This is a genomic window from Paenarthrobacter sp. TE3676 (assembly GCF_056279165.1).
The window spans coordinates 382,777-403,403 of the sequence record NZ_JBWBQU010000003.1; the positions used below are offsets into that span (position 1 = coordinate 382,777).

The following is a 20,627-nucleotide window of genomic DNA, read 5'->3' on the forward strand; positions in this document are numbered from 1 at the left end:
GCAAGCGCACTAAGCGGGGGGTCCTTGTGTGTGCAGCTGGCTATTCCTTGGACCCCCTCCCTGGCATAGGCTCTGATCAGCTAAACCCATGCCCAGACTCCGAAAGAGGGTTGCACACCGTGGTTCAAACCTTGCAGAACTTCATCAACGGCGAATTCGTTACGCCGGCAGGTACAGGTCTCCTGGACATCGTGAACCCCGCCACCGGGGAAATCGTTGCCAAGTCGCCCATTTCGGTTCAGGCCGATGTGGACGCCGCCATGACCGCGGCCAACCAGGCTTTCAAGTTGTGGAAGAAGGCCACTCCCGGCCAGCGCCAGCTGATGCTCCTCAAGCTCGCAGACGCCGTCGAGGCCAATAGCGATGAACTCGTGGAAGCCCAGCACCGCAACACCGGTCAGGTCCGTTCCCTGATCGCCTCCGAGGAAGTTGCCGCAGGTGCTGACCAGCTCCGCTTCTTCGCCGGTGCAGCGCGCATCATCGAAGGCAAGTCCGCAGGCGAATACTTCGAGGGCCACACCTCCTACGTACGTCGCGAACCGATCGGCGTCGTAGCCCAGGTTGCTCCGTGGAACTACCCGTTCCTCATGGCCATCTGGAAGATCGGCCCCGCCCTGGCCGCAGGCAACACAATTGTCCTGAAGCCTTCCGACACCACCCCTGAGTCCACCTTGGTGCTGGCACGCCTGGCCGGCGAGATCTTCCCGGCCGGTGTCCTCAACGTTGTCCTGGGCACCGGCGAAACCGGCGCCATGATGGTTGACCACAAGGTCCCCGGCCTGGTGTCCATCACGGGCTCCGTCCGTGCCGGCATTGCTGTGGCCAGCGGCGCAGCCAAGGGCCTCAAGCGGGCCCACCTGGAACTTGGCGGCAAGGCTCCGGCCATCGTCTTCAAGGATGCCGACATCAAGAAGAGTGCCGCGGCCATCGCCGAGTTCGCGTTCTTCAACGCAGGCCAGGACTGCACGGCCATCACCCGCGTGTTGGTGGAGGACTCCGTCCACGACGACGTCGTGGCAGCGATGGTGGAGCACACCAAGACCCTTCACACGGGTTCGCAGAACGACGAAAACAACTACTTCGGCCCGCTCAACAACGTGAACCACTTTAACGCCGTGACCTCCGTGGTGGAGAACCTCCCGGCCAACTGCAAGATCGAAACCGGTGGCCACCGCGCAGGCGAGAAGGGCTTCTTCTTCGAGCCCACCATCATCTCCGGCGCCAAGCAGACTGACGACATCGTGCAGAAGGAAACCTTCGGCCCGGTCATCACCGTCCAGAAGTTCAGCACCGAAGAAGAAGCGCTCGAACTGGCCAACGACGTCGAATACGCCCTGGCTTCCAGCGTCTGGACCACCGACCACGGCACGGCCATGCGCATGAGCCGCGACCTGGACTTCGGTGCGGTCTGGATCAACACCCACATCCTCCTGACGGCAGAGATGCCGCACGGCGGCTTCAAGCAGTCCGGCTACGGCAAGGACCTCTCCATGTACGGCGTTGAGGACTACACGCGCATCAAGCACGTGATGTCTGCGCTCGACGCGTAACCCGTACCTTCACCAGAGCTTCCCAGAAAGGCAACCACCTCATGACCACCACCGCGAACGAACTCTCGTACCGCATCGAGCAGAAGCGCAACATCAACGGCGCTTTCCCCGGCCCCAAGTCGCAGGCACTGGCCGAGCGTCGCGCCGCCGTCGTTGCTGCAGGCGTCGCCTCGGGCGTCCCCGTTTACGTTGAAGACGCCGACGGCGGCATCATCCGCGACGTTGACGGCAACTCCTTCATCGACCTCGGTTCCGGCATCGCCGTGACCAGCGTCGGCGCGTCCGACCCCGCCGTCGTAGCCGCTGTCCAGGAAGCTGCTGCGCACTTCACGCACACCTGCTTCATGGTCACCCCGTACGAGGGCTACGTTGCAGTTGCCGAGCAGCTCAACCGCCTCACCCCGGGCGACCACGCCAAGCGCACCGTGCTGTTCAACTCCGGCGCGGAAGCCGTAGAGAACGCCGTCAAGGTTGCACGCCTGGCCACCGGCCGCGACGCCGTGGTTGCTTTCGACCACGCGTACCACGGCCGCACCAACCTGACCATGGCACTGACCGCCAAGGCCATGCCGTACAAGACCAACTTCGGCCCGTTCGCGCCCGAGGTCTACCGCATGCCCATGAGCTACCCGTTCCGTGAAGAGAACCCGGAAATCACCGGTGCCGAGGCCGCCAAGCGCGCCATCACCATGATCGAGAAGCAGATCGGTGGCGACCAGGTCGCCGCGATCATCATCGAGCCCATCCAGGGCGAGGGCGGCTTCATCGTTCCGGCCGAAGGCTTCCTGCCGGCACTGTCCGCATGGGCCAAGGAAAAGGGCATCGTCTTCATCGCTGACGAGGTCCAGTCCGGTTTCTGCCGCACGGGCGAATGGTTCGCTGTTGACCACGAAGGTGTTGTCCCGGACATCATCACCATGGCCAAGGGCATTGCCGGCGGCCTCCCGCTGTCCGCTATCACCGGCCGCGCAGACCTGCTCGACGCCGTCCACCCGGGCGGCCTCGGCGGCACTTACGGTGGCAACCCGGTTGCTTGCGCCGCAGCACTCGCAGCCATCGACACCATGGAACAGCACGACCTCAACGGCCGTGCACGCCACATCGAAGAGCTCGCCCTGGGCAAGCTCCGCGAACTGGCAGCCGAAGTTTCCGTGGTTGGCGACATCCGTGGCCGCGGGGCCATGCTGGCCATCGAGCTCGTCCAGCCCGGTTCCAAGGAGCCGAATGCTGAGCTCACCAAGGCTGTTGCTGCCGCTTGCCTCAAGGAAGGCGTCGTCATCCTGACCTGTGGCACCTACGGCAACGTGATCCGCCTGCTCCCGCCGCTGGTCATCAGCGACGAACTGCTCATTGACGGCCTCGAGGTCCTCGCAGCAGCCATCAAGGCTCACGCGTAAGACTTCACGCTTGTTGGAGGAGGGCCGGGGACACCCCGGCCCTCCTCCTGCGTTTAACGGATTCTGTTTAGCTGGCTCCACGCTGAGTTCGCGGGAATGCGCCGAGTTCTCTGGAACTAACCAGCGTTCTGGCACCGTTCCGGCGTTCTCGCTGTTCCCGCCCGAGCTAAGAGCCGAGCCTCGCTGTTGTTCGGCAGCCCCGGCTTACAACGCAGGGAGTACCGAACAAGGGCAGGTGGGGGGCTTACGAGCCAGCAGCCGCCAGCCTGGCCCTCTTCTTCAGCGCCGAGTTTTTCCGCGTGGTGCGAAGCATGTCGATGGTCAGCAACACCAGCGCCAACCACACCACGCAGAAACCGATCCAGCGGGCAGTGGTCATGGTCTCGTTGAACACGGTCAGCGCCACCACGAATTGGAGGACCGGCGCGAAGTACTGCAGCAGGCCGATGGTGGTCATGGGAAGGCGGCGGGCTGAGGCGCCGAAGAACAGTAGGGGTACGGCCGTGATGACACCGGAAGCCACCAGCAGCCAGAAGTGGCCCGCGCCCAGCGTGGTAAGGGTTTCGACGCCGGTTACCGCAAGGACAACCATGGTGATGGCTGCAAAGGGAGCCAGCACCACCGTTTCCACGCTAAGGCTCGTGAGCGCGTCCACCTTGGGCCCTACGCGCTTCTTCACGAAGCCATAGAGCCCAAAGCTGAAGGCCAGGATCAGGGCAATCCACGGGAGCTGTCCGTAGGAGAATGTCAGGACGCCCACGGCCACGAAGCCGATGCCTACAGCTGCCCACTGCAGGGGACGCAGCGTTTCTTTGAGGACGAAAACGCCGAGCAAAACCGAGACCAACGGGTTGATGAAGTAGCCCAGGGACGTCTCAACGGCGTGGCCCGTGGTGACCCCGAAAGTGTAGGTGAGCCAGTTGATGGCAATCAGAACTGCCGCCAGGGCCAAAGGACCGAACACGCTGCTGTCCTTCACCGCCGCCCAGAATGTTTTCCAAGCGCGCGTGATGGTGATGAGCAGTGCACAGAAGAGCAAGGACCAAACGATCCGGTTGGCCACGATCTCGATTGCGCTGGCCGGCATGAGGACGAAGAAGTACAGCGGAAGCAGGCCCCATAGACCGTAAGCGCCGATGCCGAACAGGATTCCCGCCGTCGACTCGCTCCGCACAGGCTTGCTGCCGGTTTTAGCGGAACCGCCGGTACCTCCACCGCCGCCGCCGACTGTCGTCGTCGTTGGCTGGTTTGAAGAGGGAGAGTTGGCAGCTATCTGATCCGGAGTCGACACATTGTCGCCAACACCGCCTGCACGCGCAATATTCCGCAATCTTTATCAATTTCTGTGACTCCTGCCATATAGGCGGTCCGGCGCAGGGTCGACATCTAGAATTGGAATCTGCGCGCCCCAACAACGGCGTGGCTCACTGCTTCGGAAGGGTAACGGTGTCCAACTCAGCCGCAACAACCCCCAATCGTCCGCTTCGCGTTGCGATCGTTGGTGCAGGACCCGCGGGCGTGTACGCCGCGGACATCCTGACGAAATCGAACGAGGTCAAAGACGGGCATGTGGAGGTCAGCATCGATCTCTTCGAGGCATATCCGGCGCCGTACGGCCTGATCCGCTACGGCGTGGCGCCGGATCACCCGCGGATCAAGGGCATCGTGAACGCGTTGCACAAGGTATTGGACCGCGGCGATATTCGCTTCCTCGGCAACGTGACCTACGGCAAGGACCTCACACTCCACGATTTCCGTGCGTTCTACGACGCCGTGATCTTCTCCACGGGTGCCATCAAAGACGCCGATTTGAGGATCCCCGGCGTCGAACTGGAGGGCTCCTTCGGCGGAGCCGACTTCGTGTCGTGGTACGACGGCCACCCGGACGTTCCCCGGGACTGGCCCCTGGATGCCAAGGAAATCGCCGTGATCGGCAACGGCAACGTGGCCTTGGATGTGGCCCGCATGCTGGCCAAGCATCCCGAGGAACTCCTGGTTACGGAGATCCCGGACAACGTCTACGCGGGGCTCAAGGAATCGCCGGTCACCGACGTTCACGTCTTCGGCCGCCGTGGCCCGGCCCAGGTGAAGTTCACGCCGTTGGAGTTGCGCGAGTTGTCCCACTGCAAGGATGTGGACATCGTCCTGTACCCGGAGGACTTCGAGTTCGACGAAGCATCGGATGAAGCCATCAAGACAAACAACCAGATCAAGACCATGGTCAACACCATGACCAACTGGCTGGTGGAGGAGCACGCAGAATCGGAACAACCGTCATCGCGGCGCCTGCACCTGCACTTCCTGCACAGTCCCGTGGAGATCCTCGACTCGCCTGAGACGCCCGGCAAGGTCTCGGGCATCAAATTCGAGCGCATGCAATTGGACGGAACCGGCAACGTCAAAGGCACCGGCGAGTTCATTGAATACCCGGTCCAATCCGTCTACCGCGCCATCGGCTACCACGGTTCCCCGCTGGAGGAACTTGAGTACGATGCCCGCCGGGGCGTCATACCGAACGACGGCGGTCGCGTCCTGGACGCCGAGGGCGAGCCCGTGCCGGGAATTTACGCCACGGGTTGGATCAAGCGCGGACCGGTCGGGCTGATCGGCCATACCAAGGGTGATGCCCTGGAGACCATCGGCTTCCTCCTCGAGGACAGGCTCAACCTGCCCCCTGCTGAGAACCCGGATCCGCAGGCCATCATCGACCTCCTTGAGGAACGCGGCGTCGAATACACCACGTGGGAGGGCTGGAACAGGCTTGATGCCCACGAAGCCGCGCTTGGTGCTGAGTGGACCGCCGGTGAAGGTAACGGTGTGGTCCGCGAGCGCATCAAGGTTGTTCCGCGCGAGGAAATGATCCGGATCTCCCGCGGCTGACATTCGTCTCCACCCGAACTAGACTTCACGGTACTGTCCCGCCCACCACACGTGCAGCGCACTGTCATTGCGGACTACCAGGGAGTTCGATGAGGAATCCAGTTCATCCGCCGGTTCCAGGCAGCGATGCCGCGGAGCTGTTGCAGAAGCGTGCTCTTACCGGCCACGAGCGTCTGGACTCCTTGCGTCTCGGGATGCCCGAGGACATCGTCGGATTGCGCCGCTTGGTACGGGAATCCTGGCAACGCTCGGCAACTCTGCAGGCCAACCCGGACGTCGCGGAGGCTCCCCTCGCAATGGATGGAGATGAGCTTGAGGAGTACCGCAGGCAGCACCCCTTGGCGACGATCATGCCCGTGATCAAGAAGCTTTTGGTTCAGCCCAGCCATGACAGCGGGCTACTGGTGGCAGTGGGTGACGACGTCGGCCGGCTCTTGTGGGTGGATGGGGATCCCGTGATGCAGCGCCGGGCTGAGGGCATGATGTTCGTGGCCGGCGCCGACTGGTCCGAAGCTTCCGTGGGCACTAGCGCACCCGGGACTGCGCTGGCACTGGACCGCAGCATCCAAATCTCCGGGGCGGAACACTTCAAACGCTCGGTCCATCCTTGGAGCTGTACGGCTGTTCCCTTCCACGACCCCGATTCCGGCGCAGTGCTGGGCGTTGTGGATATCACGGGCACGGAAACCGCCGTCGCCGCCCATACTCTTTCGTTGGTGGAGGCTACCGTTGCCGCCGCCCAGGCCCAGCTCCGTATTGAACGACTGACGCTCGCCGCCGCCGTCAAGGACAAACCCCGACGCCGGAGCGCGGCTGCCGCTTCCGGCCACGCGCTCTACCGGAACAGCCTCCAGCTGCTGGGCCGTGACCAAGCCCTGCTCAGCATCAATGGACGGACGGTTTCCCTATCTGCCCGGCACAGCGAGATCCTTGCCATCCTGAGTAACCACCCCGCCGGGCTCAGCGCTGAAGACCTGTGCACCCAGCTGTATCCCGGGGACGGCTCTGCCGTGACGCTTCGCGCGGAGATGGTGCGGCTCCGGAAGGTCATGCAGGAACTCAGCCCGGAGGCGGTCCCGGAATCCCGTCCTTACCGCCTGCCGGTTGAGTTGTTGCCCGACTCCGGCCAGGTCCTCAGTTGCCTCCAGCGCGGCGCCCACCGCATCGCCTTGGAAATCTACAAAGGCGGGCTCTTGCCACGCTCGGTGGCGCCCGGCGTCGTGCAGTTGCGTGAACGGGTCTCGCACCTGCTGCGCGAGGCGCTGCTCAGCGACGGCAGCGTTGACTCGCTCCTCAAGTACGCTGAGCTGCCCGAGGCGAAGTACGACGTCGACCTCCGCCTTGCCGTCCTGAAGCTGCTGCCGCCGCGCTCACCCAAACGGGCCGCCGTCGTGGCCGACCTTGAACGGATCGAAACGGAAATGTCAGCGTGAGCTGACTCACAGGGTTGCAACGTAGCTGCAACCTCCCTGCTCCTAGGCTCGGATCAATGGCGACAGCCACCGTGATTCGCAGCAAAGGAGCTAGCAATGACTGTTTATGCACAGCCGGGTGCCGAAGGTTCGAAGGTCACCTTCAAGGACCGCTACGAGAACTGGATCGGCGGCGAATGGGTTGCCCCGGTCAAGGGCGCCTACTTCGAGAACATCACCCCCGTCACGGGCAAAGCCTTCTGCGAAGTTGCCCGTGGTACCTCGGAGGACATCGAGCTGGCGCTGGACGCCGCCCACAAGGTTGCACCCTCCTGGGGCAAGACGCCGGCCACCGAACGCGCGGCCATCCTGAACAAGATCGCAGACCGCATCGACGAGAATGTGGAGCTTCTCGCGGTGGCGGAAACGTGGGACAACGGCAAGCCCGTCCGCGAAACCCTGAACGCCGATATCCCGTTGGCTGCCGACCACTTCCGTTACTTTGCCTCCGCAGTCCGCGCGCAGGAAGGCCATCTCTCCCAGCTGGACGAGGACACCACGGCCTACCACTTCAAGGAACCGTTGGGCGTTGTCGGTCAGATCATCCCGTGGAACTTCCCCATCCTCATGGCCGTGTGGAAGCTGGCACCGGCGCTCGCAGCCGGCAACGCCGTGGTTCTCAAGCCCGCCGAGCAGACGCCCACGTCCATCCTGGTCCTCATGGAACTCATCGGAGACCTCCTGCCGGCAGGTGTGGTGAACGTCGTCAACGGCTTCGGTGTAGAGGCCGGAAAGCCTCTCGCTTCAAGCTCCCGGATCCGTAAGATCGCCTTCACGGGTGAGACCACCACCGGCCGCCTCATCAGTCAGTACGCATCCAACAACCTCATCCCCGTCACCCTGGAACTCGGCGGCAAGAGCCCGAACATCTTCTTCGATGACGTCGCCGCCCAGAACGATGCTTTCTACGACAAGGCCCAGGAAGGCTTCACACTCTTTGCCTTCAACCAGGGCGAGGTCTGCACCTGCCCGTCCCGTGCACTGGTCCAGGAAGGCATCTACGACTCCTTCATGACGGATGTCGTGGCCCGGACCAACAACATCATCCAGGGAAACCCGCTGGACACCGACACCCAGGTAGGTGCCCAGGCCTCGAATGACCAGCTGGAGAAGATCCTGTCCTACATCGACATCGGAAAGCAGGAAGGCGCCAAGGTCCTCACTGGTGGTGCCCGGGCCGAGCTGTCCGGTGACCTGGCCGGTGGCTACTACGTCCAGCCCACCATTTTCGAAGGCCACAACCGGATGCGCATCTTCCAGGAGGAGATCTTCGGTCCGGTGGTGTCCGTGACCAAGTTCAGTGACTACAACGACGCCATCGGAATCGCCAACGACACCCTCTATGGGCTGGGTGCCGGGGTCTGGTCGCGTAACGGAAATGTCGCCTACCGCGCGGGCCGGGAAATCCAGGCCGGCCGTGTGTGGGTCAACAACTACCACGCCTACCCGGCAGGTGCCGCCTTCGGTGGCTACAAGTCCTCAGGTATTGGCCGTGAGAACCACGCCATGATGCTGGACCACTACCAGCAGACCAAGAACCTCCTGGTCAGCTACAACGAGAACAAGCTCGGCTTCTTCTAAACCGTCCTGTTCATCGATCAAAGGAGATCGCCAATGGCCACCATGCAAGCTGCAGTAGTTACGGAATTTGGAACCGACCTTACAGTCAAGGAAGTGGAAAGGCCGACGCCGGGTCCCGGCCAGGCGCTGGTCCGCCTCATCACCTCGGGGGTATGTCATACCGACCTCCATGCCGCCGAAGGCGACTGGCCGGTCAAACCCACGCCGCCCTTCATTCCCGGACACGAAGGTGTCGGTGAAGTGGTGGCTCTGGGCGAGGGTGTCACGGACGTTGCCGTGGGCGACCTTGTGGGGAACGCCTGGCTGTGGTCCGCCTGCGGAGACTGCCAGTACTGCCGCACCGGTTGGGAAACCCTGTGCGAGTCTCAGCAGAACGGTGGTTACAGCGTTGACGGCTCGTTCGGCGAGTACATGCTGGTTGACACGCGCTTTGCTGCCCGCATCCCGGAAGGCTCGGACCCGGTGGAAGTCGCGCCGGTTCTGTGTGCCGGGGTCACGGTCTACAAGGGCCTGAAGATGACCGAGGCCAGGCCCGGTCAGTGGGTCACCATCTCCGGCATCGGGGGACTGGGGCACATCGCCGTGCAGTATGCGGTGGCCATGGGGCTCCGGGTCGCGGCAGTGGACATTGCCGACGACAAGCTGGCGCTGGCCCGCGAACACGGCGCCGAGCTGACCGTCAACGCCCTGCATGAGGACCCGGCAGAGGTCATCCAACGTGAAACGGGTGGCTGCCATGGTGTCTTGGTGACAGCGGTTCACCCTTCGGCCTTCGGCCAGGCGATCGGCATGGCGCGCCGTGGTGGAACGATCGTTTTCAATGGGTTGCCTCCGGGAGACTTCCCGGCGCCGATCTTCGAGATCGTCCTCAAGGGCCTTACGGTCCGCGGCTCGATCGTGGGAACGCGGCAGGACCTGGAGGAAGCACTGGAGTTCTACGCCCAGGGAAAGATCAAGCCAACGGTCTCCACCCGGGAACTCTCCGAAGTCAACGCGGTCTTTGACGAGATGAAGCACGCCAAGATCGACGGCCGAGTGGTCCTGAAGTTCTGATGGACAACACGAGCTTGGAAGCTGCGGTGACGCTGCCCGGGGAGGATTTCTCCCGGGTGGCGCTCACCGCGGTGTCCGTTGAACTCCTCCGCAAACTTTGGGACCAGCACGGGCCACTTATGTTCCACCAGTCGGGTGGTTGCTGCGACGGCTCTGCACCTATGTGCTATCCCGCTGGGGAGTTCCTGACCGGCGACTCTGATGTCCTTCTGGGCCGCTTCGATATCGGAACCGGAGGAGAGCGGCAGCCCTTGGAGTTTTGGATGTCCAAGGAGCAGTACAACTACTGGTCCCACACGCACCTCACAGTCGATGTGGTCCCGGGCCGAGGTAGTGGATTCTCAGTGGAATCACCTGAGGGCAAACGGTTCCTGATCCGTTCCACCCTCATGGACTGGGACGTTCCAAGCGTTTAGGAGCCCATGGCTGGTGTGACGGGGACTACGTGTCCTCGTCACACCAGCCACAGCTGTCACAGCGCTTCGTGGTTCGTCTCACTATCTGGGATAAATATGGTCGTCCAAGGGCCGGACACTATTCTTGATGAGTCCTATACCACTCCCATCCAGAATGTGGCATTTTCATGAACATTTTCAGGACCAAGTCGATCGAGCAATCGATCGCCGATGCCGACGAGCCCGGGCGAAAGCTGAAGCGCAGCCTCAGCACCTGGGACTTGATGATCATGGGCGTCGCCGTTGCTGTCGGCGCCGGGATCTTCTCAGTGGGCGCCAAGGCTGCCGCGAACTTTGCCGGCCCTGCCGTCACCATCTCCTTCGCCATCGCCGCTGTCACGTGTGCTTTGGCCATCATGTGCTACGCGGAATTCGCTACAGCGATCCCCGTGGCAGGCTCCGCCTACGTATTCACGTACGCCACCATGGGCGAGGTCCTCGCGTGGATCATCGGCTGGAACCTCATCCTTGAACTCTTCACTGCCGCAGCCGTGATCGCAAAGTACTGGGGCATTTACCTCAGTACGGTCTTCGGCCTGATGGGCGTGGAAATGCCGCCGTCAATCCAGGTGGCTGGTGTTGATCTCTACTGGGGAGCCTTCCTCATTGTCGCGATCTTCACCGTCCTGCTGGTGCTGGGGACAAAGCTGTCCGCCCGCGTTGGCAACGTCTTCACGCTGATCAAGATCGCCGTAGTGCTGTTCGTGATCGTTGTTGGCTTCAGCTACGTGAAGTTCTCCAACTACACCCCCTTCATTCCTGCCTCCGAGCCCACCGACTCCGGCGCCGCCGACGTCATGAAGCAGTCCTTCTTCGGCTTCCTCACTGGCGCTGCTCCGGCCCAGTACGGAACGCTCGGCGTCTTCGCCGGCGCAGCCCTGGTGTTCTTCGCCTTCATCGGCTTTGACGTGGTGGCAACCTCCGCAGAAGAGGTCAAGAACCCGCAGAAGACCCTTCCCCGCGGTATCTTCGGTGGCCTCGCGGTGGTTACGCTGCTCTACATCCTGGTGTCCCTCGCATTGACCGGCATGGTGTCCTACACGCAGTTGGCCGAGGTGAAGAACCCCACCCTGACCACGGCTTTCGAGGCCGTGGGCAACACCGACGCTGCCAAGATCATCGCGTTCGGTTCCCTGGTGGGCCTGACCACGGTGATCATGGTGCTGCTCATGGGCCTGTCCCGCGTGGTCCTGGCCATGAGCCGCGACGGCCTCCTGCCCCGCTCGCTGTCCAAGACGAGCGAAAAGCGCTCGACGCCGGCCCGGTTGCAGATCATTTGTGGTGCGGCCGTGGCCCTGGTAGCAGGCGTAACCAAGGTGGACCTGCTCGAGGAAATGATCAACATCGGAACGCTGTCCGCGTTTGTGATGGTCAGCCTGGGCATCCTGGTATTGCGCAAGAAGCGGCCTGACCTCAAGCCGGCCTTCCGGGTCCCGTTCGGGAAGGTTCTGCCGTGGGTCTCCGCAGTCCTCTGCTTCTACCTCATGACCAACCTGGCCGTGGAAACCTGGATCTTCTTCGCGATCTGGCTGGTCATCGGCATGGCCATCTACTTCGCCTACGGCCAGCGCCACTCGCGGTTGAATGAGAAATTCGCCGCAGCCAAGGCCTCCGTCAATGGTGCCGCCGAAAGCCGCCAGGCCAAGGGCGACGAGGACGAGGACAGCTACACCAAGGTTTAGACCAATGTGGGCAGCTTGTCGGACAGCTGAGCGATATTGAAGTACGGAACGCCCGGAGATCATCGGTTTCCGGGCGTTCCCGCGTTACGGCGCAGCATGCTCACCGACCCATTCCACCAGCGGCCTCAGCTCTTCCCAACGCGCAGCAATCTCGTCACGGGCTGCGGGAGTGGACAACCAGTCCGGCTGACCCACCTCAACGCTGGCGGACAAGGACTTGTGCTTGAGCAGCTCTGCGCGTGGATGTTCTTTGTCGAAACCCCGTGGAACGGTCTTGAGGGTCTCACCCTCAATGGCGAAGCCTGCCGCTGCCACGGCGTCTACGGTTCGCTGCAACTCCGATCCACTGTCAGGAGCGTCCACTGCGGCCCGGAAACGTGCCAGTTGGGCAGGCGTGTGGGAGTGGTAGCCGCCGCCGATCAGCAGACCGTCGGCACTGATCTGAAGATAGAAGCCGACGCCTTCCTGGCTGGCAGCGAAGGCGCCTTGCGCTGTCTTGTACGGTGATTTGTCCTGCGAGAATCTGATGTCCCTGTTCGGCCGGAAGATCTTTGCCGGCCCGAACTTCGGCTCCAGCTCCGAAAGGAGGGCTGTCAGCGGTCCCTTCACCTCGGCGTCGTACGTTGTTTTATGCTCCAGCCACCACTCGCGGTTGTTGTTCTCTTCAAGCTCGGCGTAGAAACGGAATGCGGCAGTAGGGATGCCTTCGAATGTGCTCATAGAAGGATCCTAGGGACGCCATTACCCGCCCAGCCATAGCCAACAAGAGCTATGTGGAAAACAAAAGGAACACCCCGTCGCGGAGAAGATCCGCAACGGGGTGTTCCTGGAAATGCAGTAGAGCAGAGACGCTTAGAGCTTGTTGGCTGCTTCGGCGTCGGACTCGGTCTGGCCTGCACCGAGGTTGGCGCGGAGCTTGGCGCCGAGCTCGGAGTCAACATTGGTCCAGTACTGGATGGCGCGTTCCTTGATGTCGGCGGTCTTCACGCCGCCAACGGCACCGGTGATGGTGTCCAGGAGGCGGGCCTTGGCAGCGTCATCGTAGACCTCGCGGTACAAGGTACCGGCCTGGCCGAAGTCGTCGTCCTCAGCGTGCAGGGTGTGGGCGGAGAGGGTGAGCTCACCGTCGTTCTCCCAGCCACCAGCAGGCGAAGCGGGCTCAACAGCAGCCGGGCCACCCACCGAGTTGGGTGCGTACACCGGGGTGGAGGGGGAGTTGAACAGGAAGCGACCCTGTCCGTCCTGGCTGTAGTTGTTGACCTGGTTCTTGGGCTGGTTCACCGGGATCTGTGCGTGGTTGGTGCCCACGCGGTAGCGGTGTGCGTCTGCGTAGGAGAAGATGCGGGCCTGCAGCATCTTGTCCGGGGAAGCGGCGATGCCCGGTACGAAGTTCGACGGCGCGAAGGTGGCCTGCTCGATCTGCGCGAAGTAGTTCTCCGGGTTCTTGTTCAGCTCCATGGTGCCCACGTGGATCAGCGGGTAGTCGGAGTGCGGCCAAACCTTGGTGAGGTCGAACGGGTTGAAGCGGTACGTCTTGGCGTCCTCGTACGGCATGACCTGGACGTGCAGTTCCCAGGAGGGGAAGTTGCCATCGGCAATGTTCTCCTGGAGGTCGCGGATGTAGAAGTCCGCATCCGAGCCGGCAAGCTGTTCAGCCTGGTCGCCCGTGATGGTCTTGACGCCTTGGTTGGACTTGAAGTGGTACTTGACCCAGAAACGCTCGCCGGCGGCGTTGATCCACTGGTAGGTGTGCGAGCCGTAGCCCTGCATTTCGCGCCAGGAAGCCGGGAGGCCGCGGTCGCCCATGAGCCAGGTGACCTGGTGTGCGGACTCGGGGGAGAGTGTCCAGAAGTCCCACTGCATGTCAGCGTCGCGCAGGTGGCTGCCCGGGAGGCGCTTCTGGGAGTGGATGAAGTCCGGGAACTTGATGCCGTCGCGGATGAAGAAGACGGGAGTGTTGTTGCCAACGAGGTCGTAATTGCCCTCGGAGGTGTAGAACTTCACAGCGAAACCGCGGGGGTCGCGCCAGGTGTCGGGAGAACCGTTCTCGCCTGCAACGGAGGAGAAGCGGATCAGCATGTCCGTCTCAACGCCCGGCTGCAGGAAGGCTGCCTTGGTGTAAGCCGAAACGTCCGAGGTGGTCTTGAACGTACCGAATGCGCCGCCACCCTTGGCGTGCACTACACGCTCCGGGACCCGCTCGCGGTTGAACTGAGCGAGCTTTTCCACCAGGTAGTGGTCGGTGAGGATGATGGCACCGTCAGCGCCGACGGACTTCGAGTGCGCGTCGGAGGTAACGGGGGCACCTGACTGGGTTGTTGAAATGGCAGTCATTGTTCTCCTTTTTCTTTATTTCTGAGTTACGGAAGTTACGGGAAGCTGTTGTTTGGACTGGCAGTCCTGGCAGATGCCTTGGTAAAGGACGTCTGCGATCTGGATGGTCATGGGCTTGGAATTTTCATCCCAGTGCGGGGTGAGGCACGGTGCATGTCCCACGGCGCAATCCACGTCCTCCACCTTGCCGCAGCTGATACACACGGCGTGATGGTGGTTGTCACCCACCCGGGTTTCGTACAGCGCCGGGGAGTGTGGGGGTTCGAAGCGGCGCAGCATCTGCAGGTCCGTGAGGTCGCTGAGCACTACGTAAACGGACTGCGCCGTCAGTTCAGGAAGCTCTTTGCGGGCAGCGGCAAGAATGCCTTCTGCCGGAGAATGCGGATGGTGCTGGACTGCGGCAAGCACGGCCAGCCGCTGTTTGGTCACACGCCGGCCGTGGGCATGCAGGGCGGCGGCCCATTCTGCTTGCTCGGCTGTGTGATCTGTCATGCATTCATTGAAACACTTATTTTGATCAGTTCACAATAAGGCGAGGCTAACTTCTGGTGAACGGAACAGATCCTCCATGGGATTCGCGTCCTCAGCTGCGGATCGACCCAGCGCATGCACCCGTAGAGGCGCGCCAGCTGTCTCTGATTCCAATGCCAGGCAACTGAAACCACTGAGGCCTCCGCTGAGGGGAAGAGCGGCCAAGGCCCCAGCCATGGCCAGCAGTTCCGCCGGCAGGATGTCACGAACGTTCGCCACAGCCCGGACAGGTTCGATCACCGTATGGCGGGGCCCCGTTTCCATGGTCCGCACCAGCGGACCAGCGTCAGAAGAGGGCTTGTCTTCGGAAGAACGCACGACGGCGGCGCCCGCCCCGGGTTCGGAACTCACGGAGGCCTCAGGTCGGCTCAGTCGCAGCGCCTCACGGACCGCCGTGTCGGTGGCTTCCAAGATGTGCTCAGGCTCCCCGACACGACGGTGGGCCGGCAAGGAAAGCTGAGCGCCCGGCGTCGTGGTTTCTCCGTCCCAACGCCCGAACAGGTGGAACGTGGGGGTTGAGGACTCGGCCACTGGCTCGCCTATTGCGGAACCGAGCGGGTGCCAGCGGTGGGCGAACATCACGGAGAAGCGTGTTGCCCCCAGTACGTCCTGGAGTGCGGCGCGTACCAGGTTGTGGCAGAAGAGCCAGTCGGACGCTGAAGCCTGCGCGAATTCGGTGGACGGATCGGACAGCCTGATCAAGATGTGCCCGGCCGTGAGGGGATGGCGAGGCCGGGCGATTTCCCAAAACCCCGAACGGTACAGCAAACGTCGCTCCAAGCCCATGTCAACTCCCTCCCCGGGGTGAGCCTACCAAGCACCTCCCGCAGCCAGGGAGAGTTGCGGGAGGTTGCTGTAATGCTCGTTAAGGTAGGACGGTGGCGAAACTACTGGCAGACATCACTCCCCTGAAGGAGAGTCCCGCTTTTCGGCGGCTCTGGCTGGGGGCTTCAGTAGCTGCCATAGGAACCCAGTTGACCTTGGTGGCTGTCAGCCTGGAGGTCTATCGGCTCACGCAGGAGAGCTTCTATGTGGGCCTCCTGGGAATCTTTGCGCTGGTTCCGTTGGTGATCGCCGGGCTCTACGGGGGTTCCGTTTCGGACGCCTACGATCGCCGCAAAGTAGCCCTCATTGCCTCCCTTGTCCTCTGGGTCACGACGGCCGGATTGGCCTTGCAGGCGTGGCTGGAGATCGGCAACATCTGGCTCCTTTACGCACTGGTGGCCATCCAAAGTGGCGCCCAAGGCATCAACGGCCCCGCCCGGAGCGCCATTATCCCGCTACTGGTCCGCAAGGACCTCCTTCCCGCTGCCAATGCCCTGAGCATGCTGACGTTCGGCTTGTCCATGACCGCTGGACCACTCCTGGCAGGCGTGCTCGTGGCCACCATCGGCTTCGGCTGGACCTATACCATCGACGTCATCAGCTTCACGTTCGCACTGTGGGGGCTCTTCAAACTCCCGCCCCTTCCGCCGTCCAAGGATGCCGTGCGACCAGGGCTTCGCTCCGTGGTGGAAGGCTTTAGGTTCCTCGGGACACGGCCTAACGTCCGCATGACCTTCATTTTCGACCTCATCGCCATGATCTGCGCCCAGCCCCGCGCACTGATGCCGGCCATCGGTGCGGTGATGATCGGCGGGGGCGAGACCACTGTTGGAGTGCTGCTCGCGTCAACGGCCGTGGGCGCATTCCTGGCCGGCCTGTTTTCCGGGCCCTTGGGGCGGGTCCGCAAGCAGGGCACTGCCGTGGTGTGGTCCGTGATTGGTTGGGGCGCGTCCATTGCCGGCTTCGGATTGGTGGTGCTGCTGGCAGGGGATGCCGGCCGCGACGGTGTCACGCCGTGGCTGATCCCGGCAGCATTCTGTTGCGCCCTTGCCGGAATCTCGGACTCCGTCAGCGCCGTTTTCCGCACCACCATCCTGCAAGCAGCCACACCGGACCACTTGCGGGGGCGACTCCAGGGCGTGTTCATCGTGGTGGTGGCCGGAGGGCCCCGGGTAGGGGACATGCTTGCTGGCGGTGTCACCCAGTTCCTGAGCGAAGGCGGAGTGTTGCTGCTGGGCGGGCTCCTCTGCATCCTTGTTGCATGGTTCGCTTCGCGCATGCAGCCCGGATTCGTCGCGTACGACGCCAAACACCCCGTGCCCTGACGCTGCCAGTCACCACTTTGCCGGCGGGCGCTGCCGGCCCCCCGCCCACGTAGGCTGACAACGGAACACGAGGGGCGGCGTCGGCGTTAATCCGTACAGAACCCTTGCGACAACGAAAGCGACAAGAACAACCGTGCATAAACACAACAATGGACTCAAGACCGCGGCGCTCTTCGGTGTGCTGTGGGCGGTGTTGTTGGGTTTGGGCGCCATCATCGCGGCCGGGATGCGCAGCACCACGCCCATCTGGATCATGGCACTGATCGGTGTGGCCACCACGGCCTATGGTTACTGGAACAGCGACAAGATCGCCATCCGTTCCATGGCCGCCTACCCCGTCACCGAGGCACAGGCACCGCAGCTGTACCAGATTGTTCGAGAGCTGTCCGTGCGTGCCAACAAACCCATGCCGCGGATCTACCTATCGCCCACCATGACGCCCAACGCCTTCGCCACCGGACGCAATCCCAAGAACGCTGCCGTGTGCTGCACCGAGGGGATACTCCACCTGCTCGACGCCCGCGAACTCAGGGGAGTACTGGGGCATGAGCTGATGCACGTGTACAACCGCGACATCCTCACCTCATCGGTTGCTGCTGCCGTGGCCGGCGTCATCACTTCAGTGGGTCAGATGCTGCTGATCTTTGGCAGCGGGGACCGGCGCAACGCCAACCCGCTGGCTACTATCGCGATGGCCCTGCTCGCGCCTTTCGCGGCGTCACTGATTCAGATGGCTATCTCCCGTACGCGTGAGTTCGACGCCGATGAGGACGGTGCGGAGCTGACCGGCGATCCACTGGCGCTCGCCTCAGCCCTGCGCAAGATCGAATCCGGTGTCACCCAGTTGCCGCTCCCGCAGGACCAGCGGCTGGTCAATGCCTCACACCTCATGATCGCCAACCCGTTCCGTGGCGGCGGCATACGGCGCATGTTCTCCACGCACCCGCCCATGAAGGAACGGATCAGCCGACTGGAACGGATGGCCGGGCGCCCGTTGCTGTAATTGCCTTGAACGTCGCTGGCCCGCTTTTCCGTGGGTGGTCAACAACGGAACAGCGGGCCGGCAACGTGTCAGCAGAGACTAGCTGCGGAAGTTCACGAACTGCAGGTCAGCCTCTTCGAATTTCTTGAGGATGTTCATGGTCTCCTGCAGGTCGTCACGGGACTTGGAGGTGACACGGAGTTCGTCGCCCTGGATCTGGGACTTGACGGACTTCGGGGCTTCGTCGCGGATGATCTTGTTGATCTTCTTGGCGATGTCCTGGGCAATGCCTTCCTTGATGGTGCACTCCAGGCGGAATTCCTTGCCGGAGGGGAAAGGCTCACCCTGGTCCAGGGACTTCAGTGAGATGCCCCGCTTGATGAGCTTGGACTGGAAGACGTCCAGGACAGCCAGGACGCGGTCCTCGGAATTGGCCTTCATGAGGATCTTTTCGCCACTGAAATCAATCTCAGCGCCGACGCCCTTGAAGTCGTATCGCTGCGCGATTTCCTTCTGGGACTGGTTGAGCGCGTTGGCGACCTCTTGCTTGTCTACCTTGCTTACGACGTCGAATGTGGATTCGCCTGCCATGACTCTCCTTAGGTTGGGGGCCCTGTGAGGGCGGGTTGGTCTGGCATCCAGCCTAGTACGGAAGGCGTGGGTTAGGGCCGTGGACTTCTTTCACAGTTCGCTCACAGCACATGCAGGGTTGGAACAGAGGCTGCTGGTTGAGAGTTGTACCAGTTGGAAGAACGCATCCACGGAGGATCAGCATGAGCAGCAAGGCCGCCCAGTCCATCAGCAAATCCGCATCTGCAGCAGCAGGCTCCATTGGCACGGCTGCAGTCGCCGCAGCGAGTGCCGTAGCTGCCGCGGCTGTTGCCGCATCGATCGTCCTGAGCCCGGTTCCCGACGCTACTGCCCGGATGGACGGAGTGCACGCGGACTTGTTGCGCGCAGTGCAGCTCAACCAGATCACCGCCGAGCAAGCCGAAAAGTTCGAAGCGAAACTGGCCGGCCGGATCCTCGGGGAAGCCTGAAATAGCGCGAATTCCCGAGTGTCTGCGGCCGATTAGATTCTTCGCAGAAAGTTCTGTAAGGTTGTCTCTGCCTTCGGTTACCGGATCTAAAAGAAACGGTCTCCGGAAGTGATCTTCTTTTGAAGTTCGGCAGATTACCCGAGCGGCCAAAGGGGGCTGACTGTAAATCAGCTGGCAACGCCTACGGGGGTTCGAATCCCTCATCTGCCACCCAAGGAGAATCCCCGGAACCATTGGTTCCGGGGATTTTTTCGTGTGCCCTCGCGCCGCCTGAGGACACTCACATCCGTTCGTGCCGCGCAAATGCGGCGGCGACACTCGATTCCGCGTGTCGCCAGCGGGGATCCGGGTCCTCGGGGAGTGTGTGTGACGGCACGGCTGGCCCAATCCCGGGGTTGTCCGCCTGACAGTGCGTTGACCGGCGGGGTATCCGAACAATCCCGGGGTCGGTCAGCGGCGCTCCGTCGCTTGTCGGAGCTCCGCGATCTCCATCCGTAGCGCGGCGATCTCCGTCACCAGGTCGGCCATCTCGGCGCGGACCGGTTCCTCGGCTGCGGCGGCTTTGATTTCCGCTGCCGCTGCTACGCCCTCGGCGTTCTCCTCGATTCGTTGAAGCAGCCAGGAAGCAATGGAGGCTGTCACGATACCCAGGACCGCGATTCCGCTCATCATGAGGGCCGCAGCGACGATCCTGCCGATGGGGGTTACCGGGTAGAGGTCGCCGTAGCCCACGGTGGTGATGGTGGTGATGGCCCACCACGCGGCGTCCCCGAAGGTGACGATCTTGGCGTCGGGTGCGTTCTGTTCGACATCCAGCACGGCCAGTGCTCCGATGAGGATAAGCATCGCGGCTGCTCCTGCTACGTACGTGGCGACGCGTCCGCGCAGGGTTTCACCTACGGTGCGTTGCAGGACGGAGAGCAACGTGACCAGCCGCAGCAACCGGAGTGGTCGGAAGAACGGGAGTACCACGATCAGGAGTTCGTGCAGGTTCCACAGGAACCAGCGCATTCGGTCTTCGGCAAGCCAGAGATTGACGAAGTAGTCCAAGGCGAAAATTCCCCAGGTGATCCAGAGAACAACCTCGAAAGGTATTGCCTCGGCTCCGGTGACGCGACCGATGACCTGCCACGCGTAAGCCGTGAGGAAAATCAGTGCCGTGGCCATGAGGGGCCATTCAACGAGGTCCCTGTATCGCGCTTGAGTCATACGGGAATACTAGCCACCGCGGAAGTACTCAACAGCTTCAGGCGGCCGGTGTCTCCAGCCAGTAGCCGTCCAAGTGGTGAATCAGTTGGCGGCCCAAGCCGCCCTTCAGTTGGATCCACAGCGTGCTGCGGTCATTGGTCATGCCATCGATGGTTCCCTCGATGCGGTTGCCGCGGGCATCCTGGAGGACCACGTTCTGGTGGCGGGAGAGTTCCGGCCAAACGTCGCCTTGCGGCCTGGCGGTTTGCAGCGTGCTCAAAGGTCCCCCTTATGTGTTCGATCAATATGAGTTTCAGATATTGTGCACGTCT

Annotated in this window: 19 protein-coding genes and 1 tRNA gene; 12 read left to right on the forward strand and 8 right to left on the reverse strand. The window is 62.5% G+C overall.

The annotated features are described in order from the left end of the window. Positions 1 to 119: 119 nt before the first annotated feature. The gene (locus ACZ881_RS09335; protein WP_476114555.1) at positions 120 to 1,550 is read left to right on the forward strand and encodes a gamma-aminobutyraldehyde dehydrogenase; all 1,431 of its coding nucleotides are present in this window, start codon (positions 120 to 122) and stop codon (positions 1,548 to 1,550) included. 41 nt (positions 1,551 to 1,591) lie between these two features. Further along, the gene (gene gabT / locus ACZ881_RS09340; protein ID WP_017197131.1) at positions 1,592 to 2,947 is read left to right on the forward strand and encodes a 4-aminobutyrate--2-oxoglutarate transaminase; all 1,356 of its coding nucleotides are present in this window, start codon (positions 1,592 to 1,594) and stop codon (positions 2,945 to 2,947) included. 244 nt (positions 2,948 to 3,191) lie between these two features. Here the strand turns inward: gabT and rarD are convergent, their stop codons facing one another. Then, complete coding sequence (gene rarD, locus ACZ881_RS09345; RefSeq protein WP_476114558.1) at positions 3,192 to 4,277, reverse strand: EamA family transporter RarD; 1,086 nt, start codon at positions 4,275 to 4,277, stop codon at positions 3,192 to 3,194. A 116-nt stretch (positions 4,278 to 4,393) separates the two neighbouring features. On the opposite strand from rarD, the gene ACZ881_RS09350 reads away from it, so the two are divergent. The 6 genes from ACZ881_RS09350 (at position 4,394) to ACZ881_RS09375 (ending at position 12,070) form a co-directional block, all read left to right on the forward strand. Then, positions 4,394 to 5,827, forward strand: a complete 1,434-nt coding sequence (locus tag ACZ881_RS09350) for an FAD-dependent oxidoreductase (RefSeq protein ID WP_476114560.1) — start codon at positions 4,394 to 4,396, stop codon at positions 5,825 to 5,827. A gap of 89 nt (positions 5,828 to 5,916) precedes the next feature. Further along, complete coding sequence (locus ACZ881_RS09355) at positions 5,917 to 7,260, forward strand: GAF domain-containing protein (RefSeq protein WP_476114562.1); 1,344 nt, start codon at positions 5,917 to 5,919, stop codon at positions 7,258 to 7,260. Positions 7,261 to 7,356: 96 nt separating this feature from the next. Continuing rightward, complete coding sequence (gene exaC / locus ACZ881_RS09360) at positions 7,357 to 8,880, forward strand: acetaldehyde dehydrogenase ExaC (protein ID WP_476114564.1); 1,524 nt, start codon at positions 7,357 to 7,359, stop codon at positions 8,878 to 8,880. 42 nt (positions 8,881 to 8,922) lie between these two features. Beyond that, positions 8,923 to 9,933 (forward strand): alcohol dehydrogenase AdhP, encoded by a 1,011-nt coding sequence (gene adhP, locus ACZ881_RS09365; protein WP_091469652.1) that lies wholly within the window; start codon positions 8,923 to 8,925, stop codon positions 9,931 to 9,933. Further along, positions 9,933 to 10,349 (forward strand): DUF779 domain-containing protein, encoded by a 417-nt coding sequence (locus tag ACZ881_RS09370; protein WP_476114567.1) that lies wholly within the window; start codon positions 9,933 to 9,935, stop codon positions 10,347 to 10,349. Before adhP ends, ACZ881_RS09370 begins: the two co-directional genes overlap by 1 nt. A gap of 167 nt (positions 10,350 to 10,516) precedes the next feature. Then, the gene (locus tag ACZ881_RS09375) at positions 10,517 to 12,070 is read left to right on the forward strand and encodes an amino acid permease (RefSeq protein WP_476114569.1); all 1,554 of its coding nucleotides are present in this window, start codon (positions 10,517 to 10,519) and stop codon (positions 12,068 to 12,070) included. A gap of 84 nt (positions 12,071 to 12,154) precedes the next feature. Here the strand turns inward: ACZ881_RS09375 and ACZ881_RS09380 are convergent, their stop codons facing one another. The 4 genes from ACZ881_RS09380 to ACZ881_RS09395 all read right to left on the reverse strand — a co-directional run bounded on the left by ACZ881_RS09380 (position 12,155) and on the right by ACZ881_RS09395 (position 15,721). Next, entirely contained in the window at positions 12,155 to 12,790 is a 636-nt protein-coding gene (locus tag ACZ881_RS09380; RefSeq protein WP_476114571.1) for a DUF2461 domain-containing protein, read from the reverse strand. Between the two features lie 132 nt (positions 12,791 to 12,922). Continuing rightward, on the reverse strand, positions 12,923 to 14,404 hold the full coding sequence (locus tag ACZ881_RS09385) for a catalase (protein WP_091469174.1): 1,482 nt from the start codon (positions 14,402 to 14,404) through the stop codon (positions 12,923 to 12,925). A 15-nt stretch (positions 14,405 to 14,419) separates the two neighbouring features. Then, positions 14,420 to 14,896, reverse strand: coding sequence for a Fur family transcriptional regulator (locus tag ACZ881_RS09390; protein ID WP_017199873.1), 477 nt, complete (start codon positions 14,894 to 14,896; stop codon positions 14,420 to 14,422). Between the two features lie 30 nt (positions 14,897 to 14,926). Then, a complete protein-coding gene (locus ACZ881_RS09395; RefSeq protein ID WP_476114577.1) occupies positions 14,927 to 15,721 on the reverse strand; it encodes a hypothetical protein in 795 nt (264 codons plus the stop codon). A gap of 92 nt (positions 15,722 to 15,813) precedes the next feature. Here ACZ881_RS09395 and ACZ881_RS09400 point away from each other — a divergent pair, with 92 nt between their 5' ends. Continuing rightward, positions 15,814 to 17,085 carry an MFS transporter gene (locus ACZ881_RS09400; RefSeq protein WP_476114579.1) on the forward strand — a complete coding sequence of 424 codons (1,272 nt, stop codon included), beginning with the start codon at positions 15,814 to 15,816 and terminating at the stop codon, positions 17,083 to 17,085. A 133-nt stretch (positions 17,086 to 17,218) separates the two neighbouring features. Continuing rightward, the gene (gene htpX / locus ACZ881_RS09405) at positions 17,219 to 18,088 is read left to right on the forward strand and encodes a zinc metalloprotease HtpX (protein WP_476114581.1); all 870 of its coding nucleotides are present in this window, start codon (positions 17,219 to 17,221) and stop codon (positions 18,086 to 18,088) included. Between the two features lie 78 nt (positions 18,089 to 18,166). Here the strand turns inward: htpX and ACZ881_RS09410 are convergent, their stop codons facing one another. Next, positions 18,167 to 18,658 (reverse strand): YajQ family cyclic di-GMP-binding protein, encoded by a 492-nt coding sequence (locus ACZ881_RS09410; RefSeq protein ID WP_017200185.1) that lies wholly within the window; start codon positions 18,656 to 18,658, stop codon positions 18,167 to 18,169. Positions 18,659 to 18,840: 182 nt separating this feature from the next. On the opposite strand from ACZ881_RS09410, the gene ACZ881_RS09415 reads away from it, so the two are divergent. Together ACZ881_RS09415 and ACZ881_RS09420 are read left to right on the forward strand one after the other, a co-directional pair. After that, entirely contained in the window at positions 18,841 to 19,107 is a 267-nt protein-coding gene (locus ACZ881_RS09415) for a hypothetical protein (RefSeq protein ID WP_476114584.1), read from the forward strand. A gap of 128 nt (positions 19,108 to 19,235) precedes the next feature. Next, positions 19,236 to 19,317: transfer RNA gene (locus ACZ881_RS09420), tRNA-Tyr, on the forward strand. 240 nt (positions 19,318 to 19,557) lie between these two features. Here the strand turns inward: ACZ881_RS09420 and ACZ881_RS09425 are convergent. Both ACZ881_RS09425 and ACZ881_RS09430 read right to left on the reverse strand, forming a co-directional pair. Continuing rightward, positions 19,558 to 20,316: a potassium channel family protein gene (locus ACZ881_RS09425; RefSeq protein ID WP_179019616.1), complete on the reverse strand. Its 759-nt coding sequence runs from the start codon at positions 20,314 to 20,316 to the stop codon at positions 19,558 to 19,560. A gap of 37 nt (positions 20,317 to 20,353) precedes the next feature. Then, positions 20,354 to 20,575 carry a hypothetical protein gene (locus ACZ881_RS09430; protein WP_054808616.1) on the reverse strand — a complete coding sequence of 74 codons (222 nt, stop codon included), beginning with the start codon at positions 20,573 to 20,575 and terminating at the stop codon, positions 20,354 to 20,356. Between the last annotated feature and the right edge of the window lie 52 nt (positions 20,576 to 20,627).

Excerpts from the sequence above, each read along its gene's own strand:
- adhP (WP_091469652.1), top strand. The coding sequence starts at position 8,923 with ATGCAAGCTGCAGTAGTTACGGAATTTGGAACCGACCTTACAGTCAAG.
- ACZ881_RS09425 (WP_179019616.1), bottom strand. The coding sequence starts at position 20,316 with ATGACTCAAGCGCGATACAGGGACCTCGTTGAATGGCCCCTCATGGCC.
- ACZ881_RS09355 (WP_476114562.1), top strand. The coding sequence starts at position 5,917 with ATGAGGAATCCAGTTCATCCGCCGGTTCCAGGCAGCGATGCCGCGGAG.
- ACZ881_RS09390 (WP_017199873.1), bottom strand. The coding sequence starts at position 14,896 with ATGACAGATCACACAGCCGAGCAAGCAGAATGGGCCGCCGCCCTGCAT.
- ACZ881_RS09370 (WP_476114567.1), top strand. The coding sequence starts at position 9,933 with ATGGACAACACGAGCTTGGAAGCTGCGGTGACGCTGCCCGGGGAGGAT.
- exaC (WP_476114564.1), top strand. The coding sequence starts at position 7,357 with ATGACTGTTTATGCACAGCCGGGTGCCGAAGGTTCGAAGGTCACCTTC.
- ACZ881_RS09410 (WP_017200185.1), bottom strand. The coding sequence starts at position 18,658 with ATGGCAGGCGAATCCACATTCGACGTCGTAAGCAAGGTAGACAAGCAA.
- ACZ881_RS09385 (WP_091469174.1), bottom strand. The coding sequence starts at position 14,404 with ATGACTGCCATTTCAACAACCCAGTCAGGTGCCCCCGTTACCTCCGAC.
- ACZ881_RS09375 (WP_476114569.1), top strand. The coding sequence starts at position 10,517 with ATGAACATTTTCAGGACCAAGTCGATCGAGCAATCGATCGCCGATGCC.
- ACZ881_RS09415 (WP_476114584.1), top strand. The coding sequence starts at position 18,841 with ATGAGCAGCAAGGCCGCCCAGTCCATCAGCAAATCCGCATCTGCAGCA.
- ACZ881_RS09395 (WP_476114577.1), bottom strand. The coding sequence starts at position 15,721 with ATGGGCTTGGAGCGACGTTTGCTGTACCGTTCGGGGTTTTGGGAAATC.
- gabT (WP_017197131.1), top strand. The coding sequence starts at position 1,592 with ATGACCACCACCGCGAACGAACTCTCGTACCGCATCGAGCAGAAGCGC.
- ACZ881_RS09380 (WP_476114571.1), bottom strand. The coding sequence starts at position 12,790 with ATGAGCACATTCGAAGGCATCCCTACTGCCGCATTCCGTTTCTACGCC.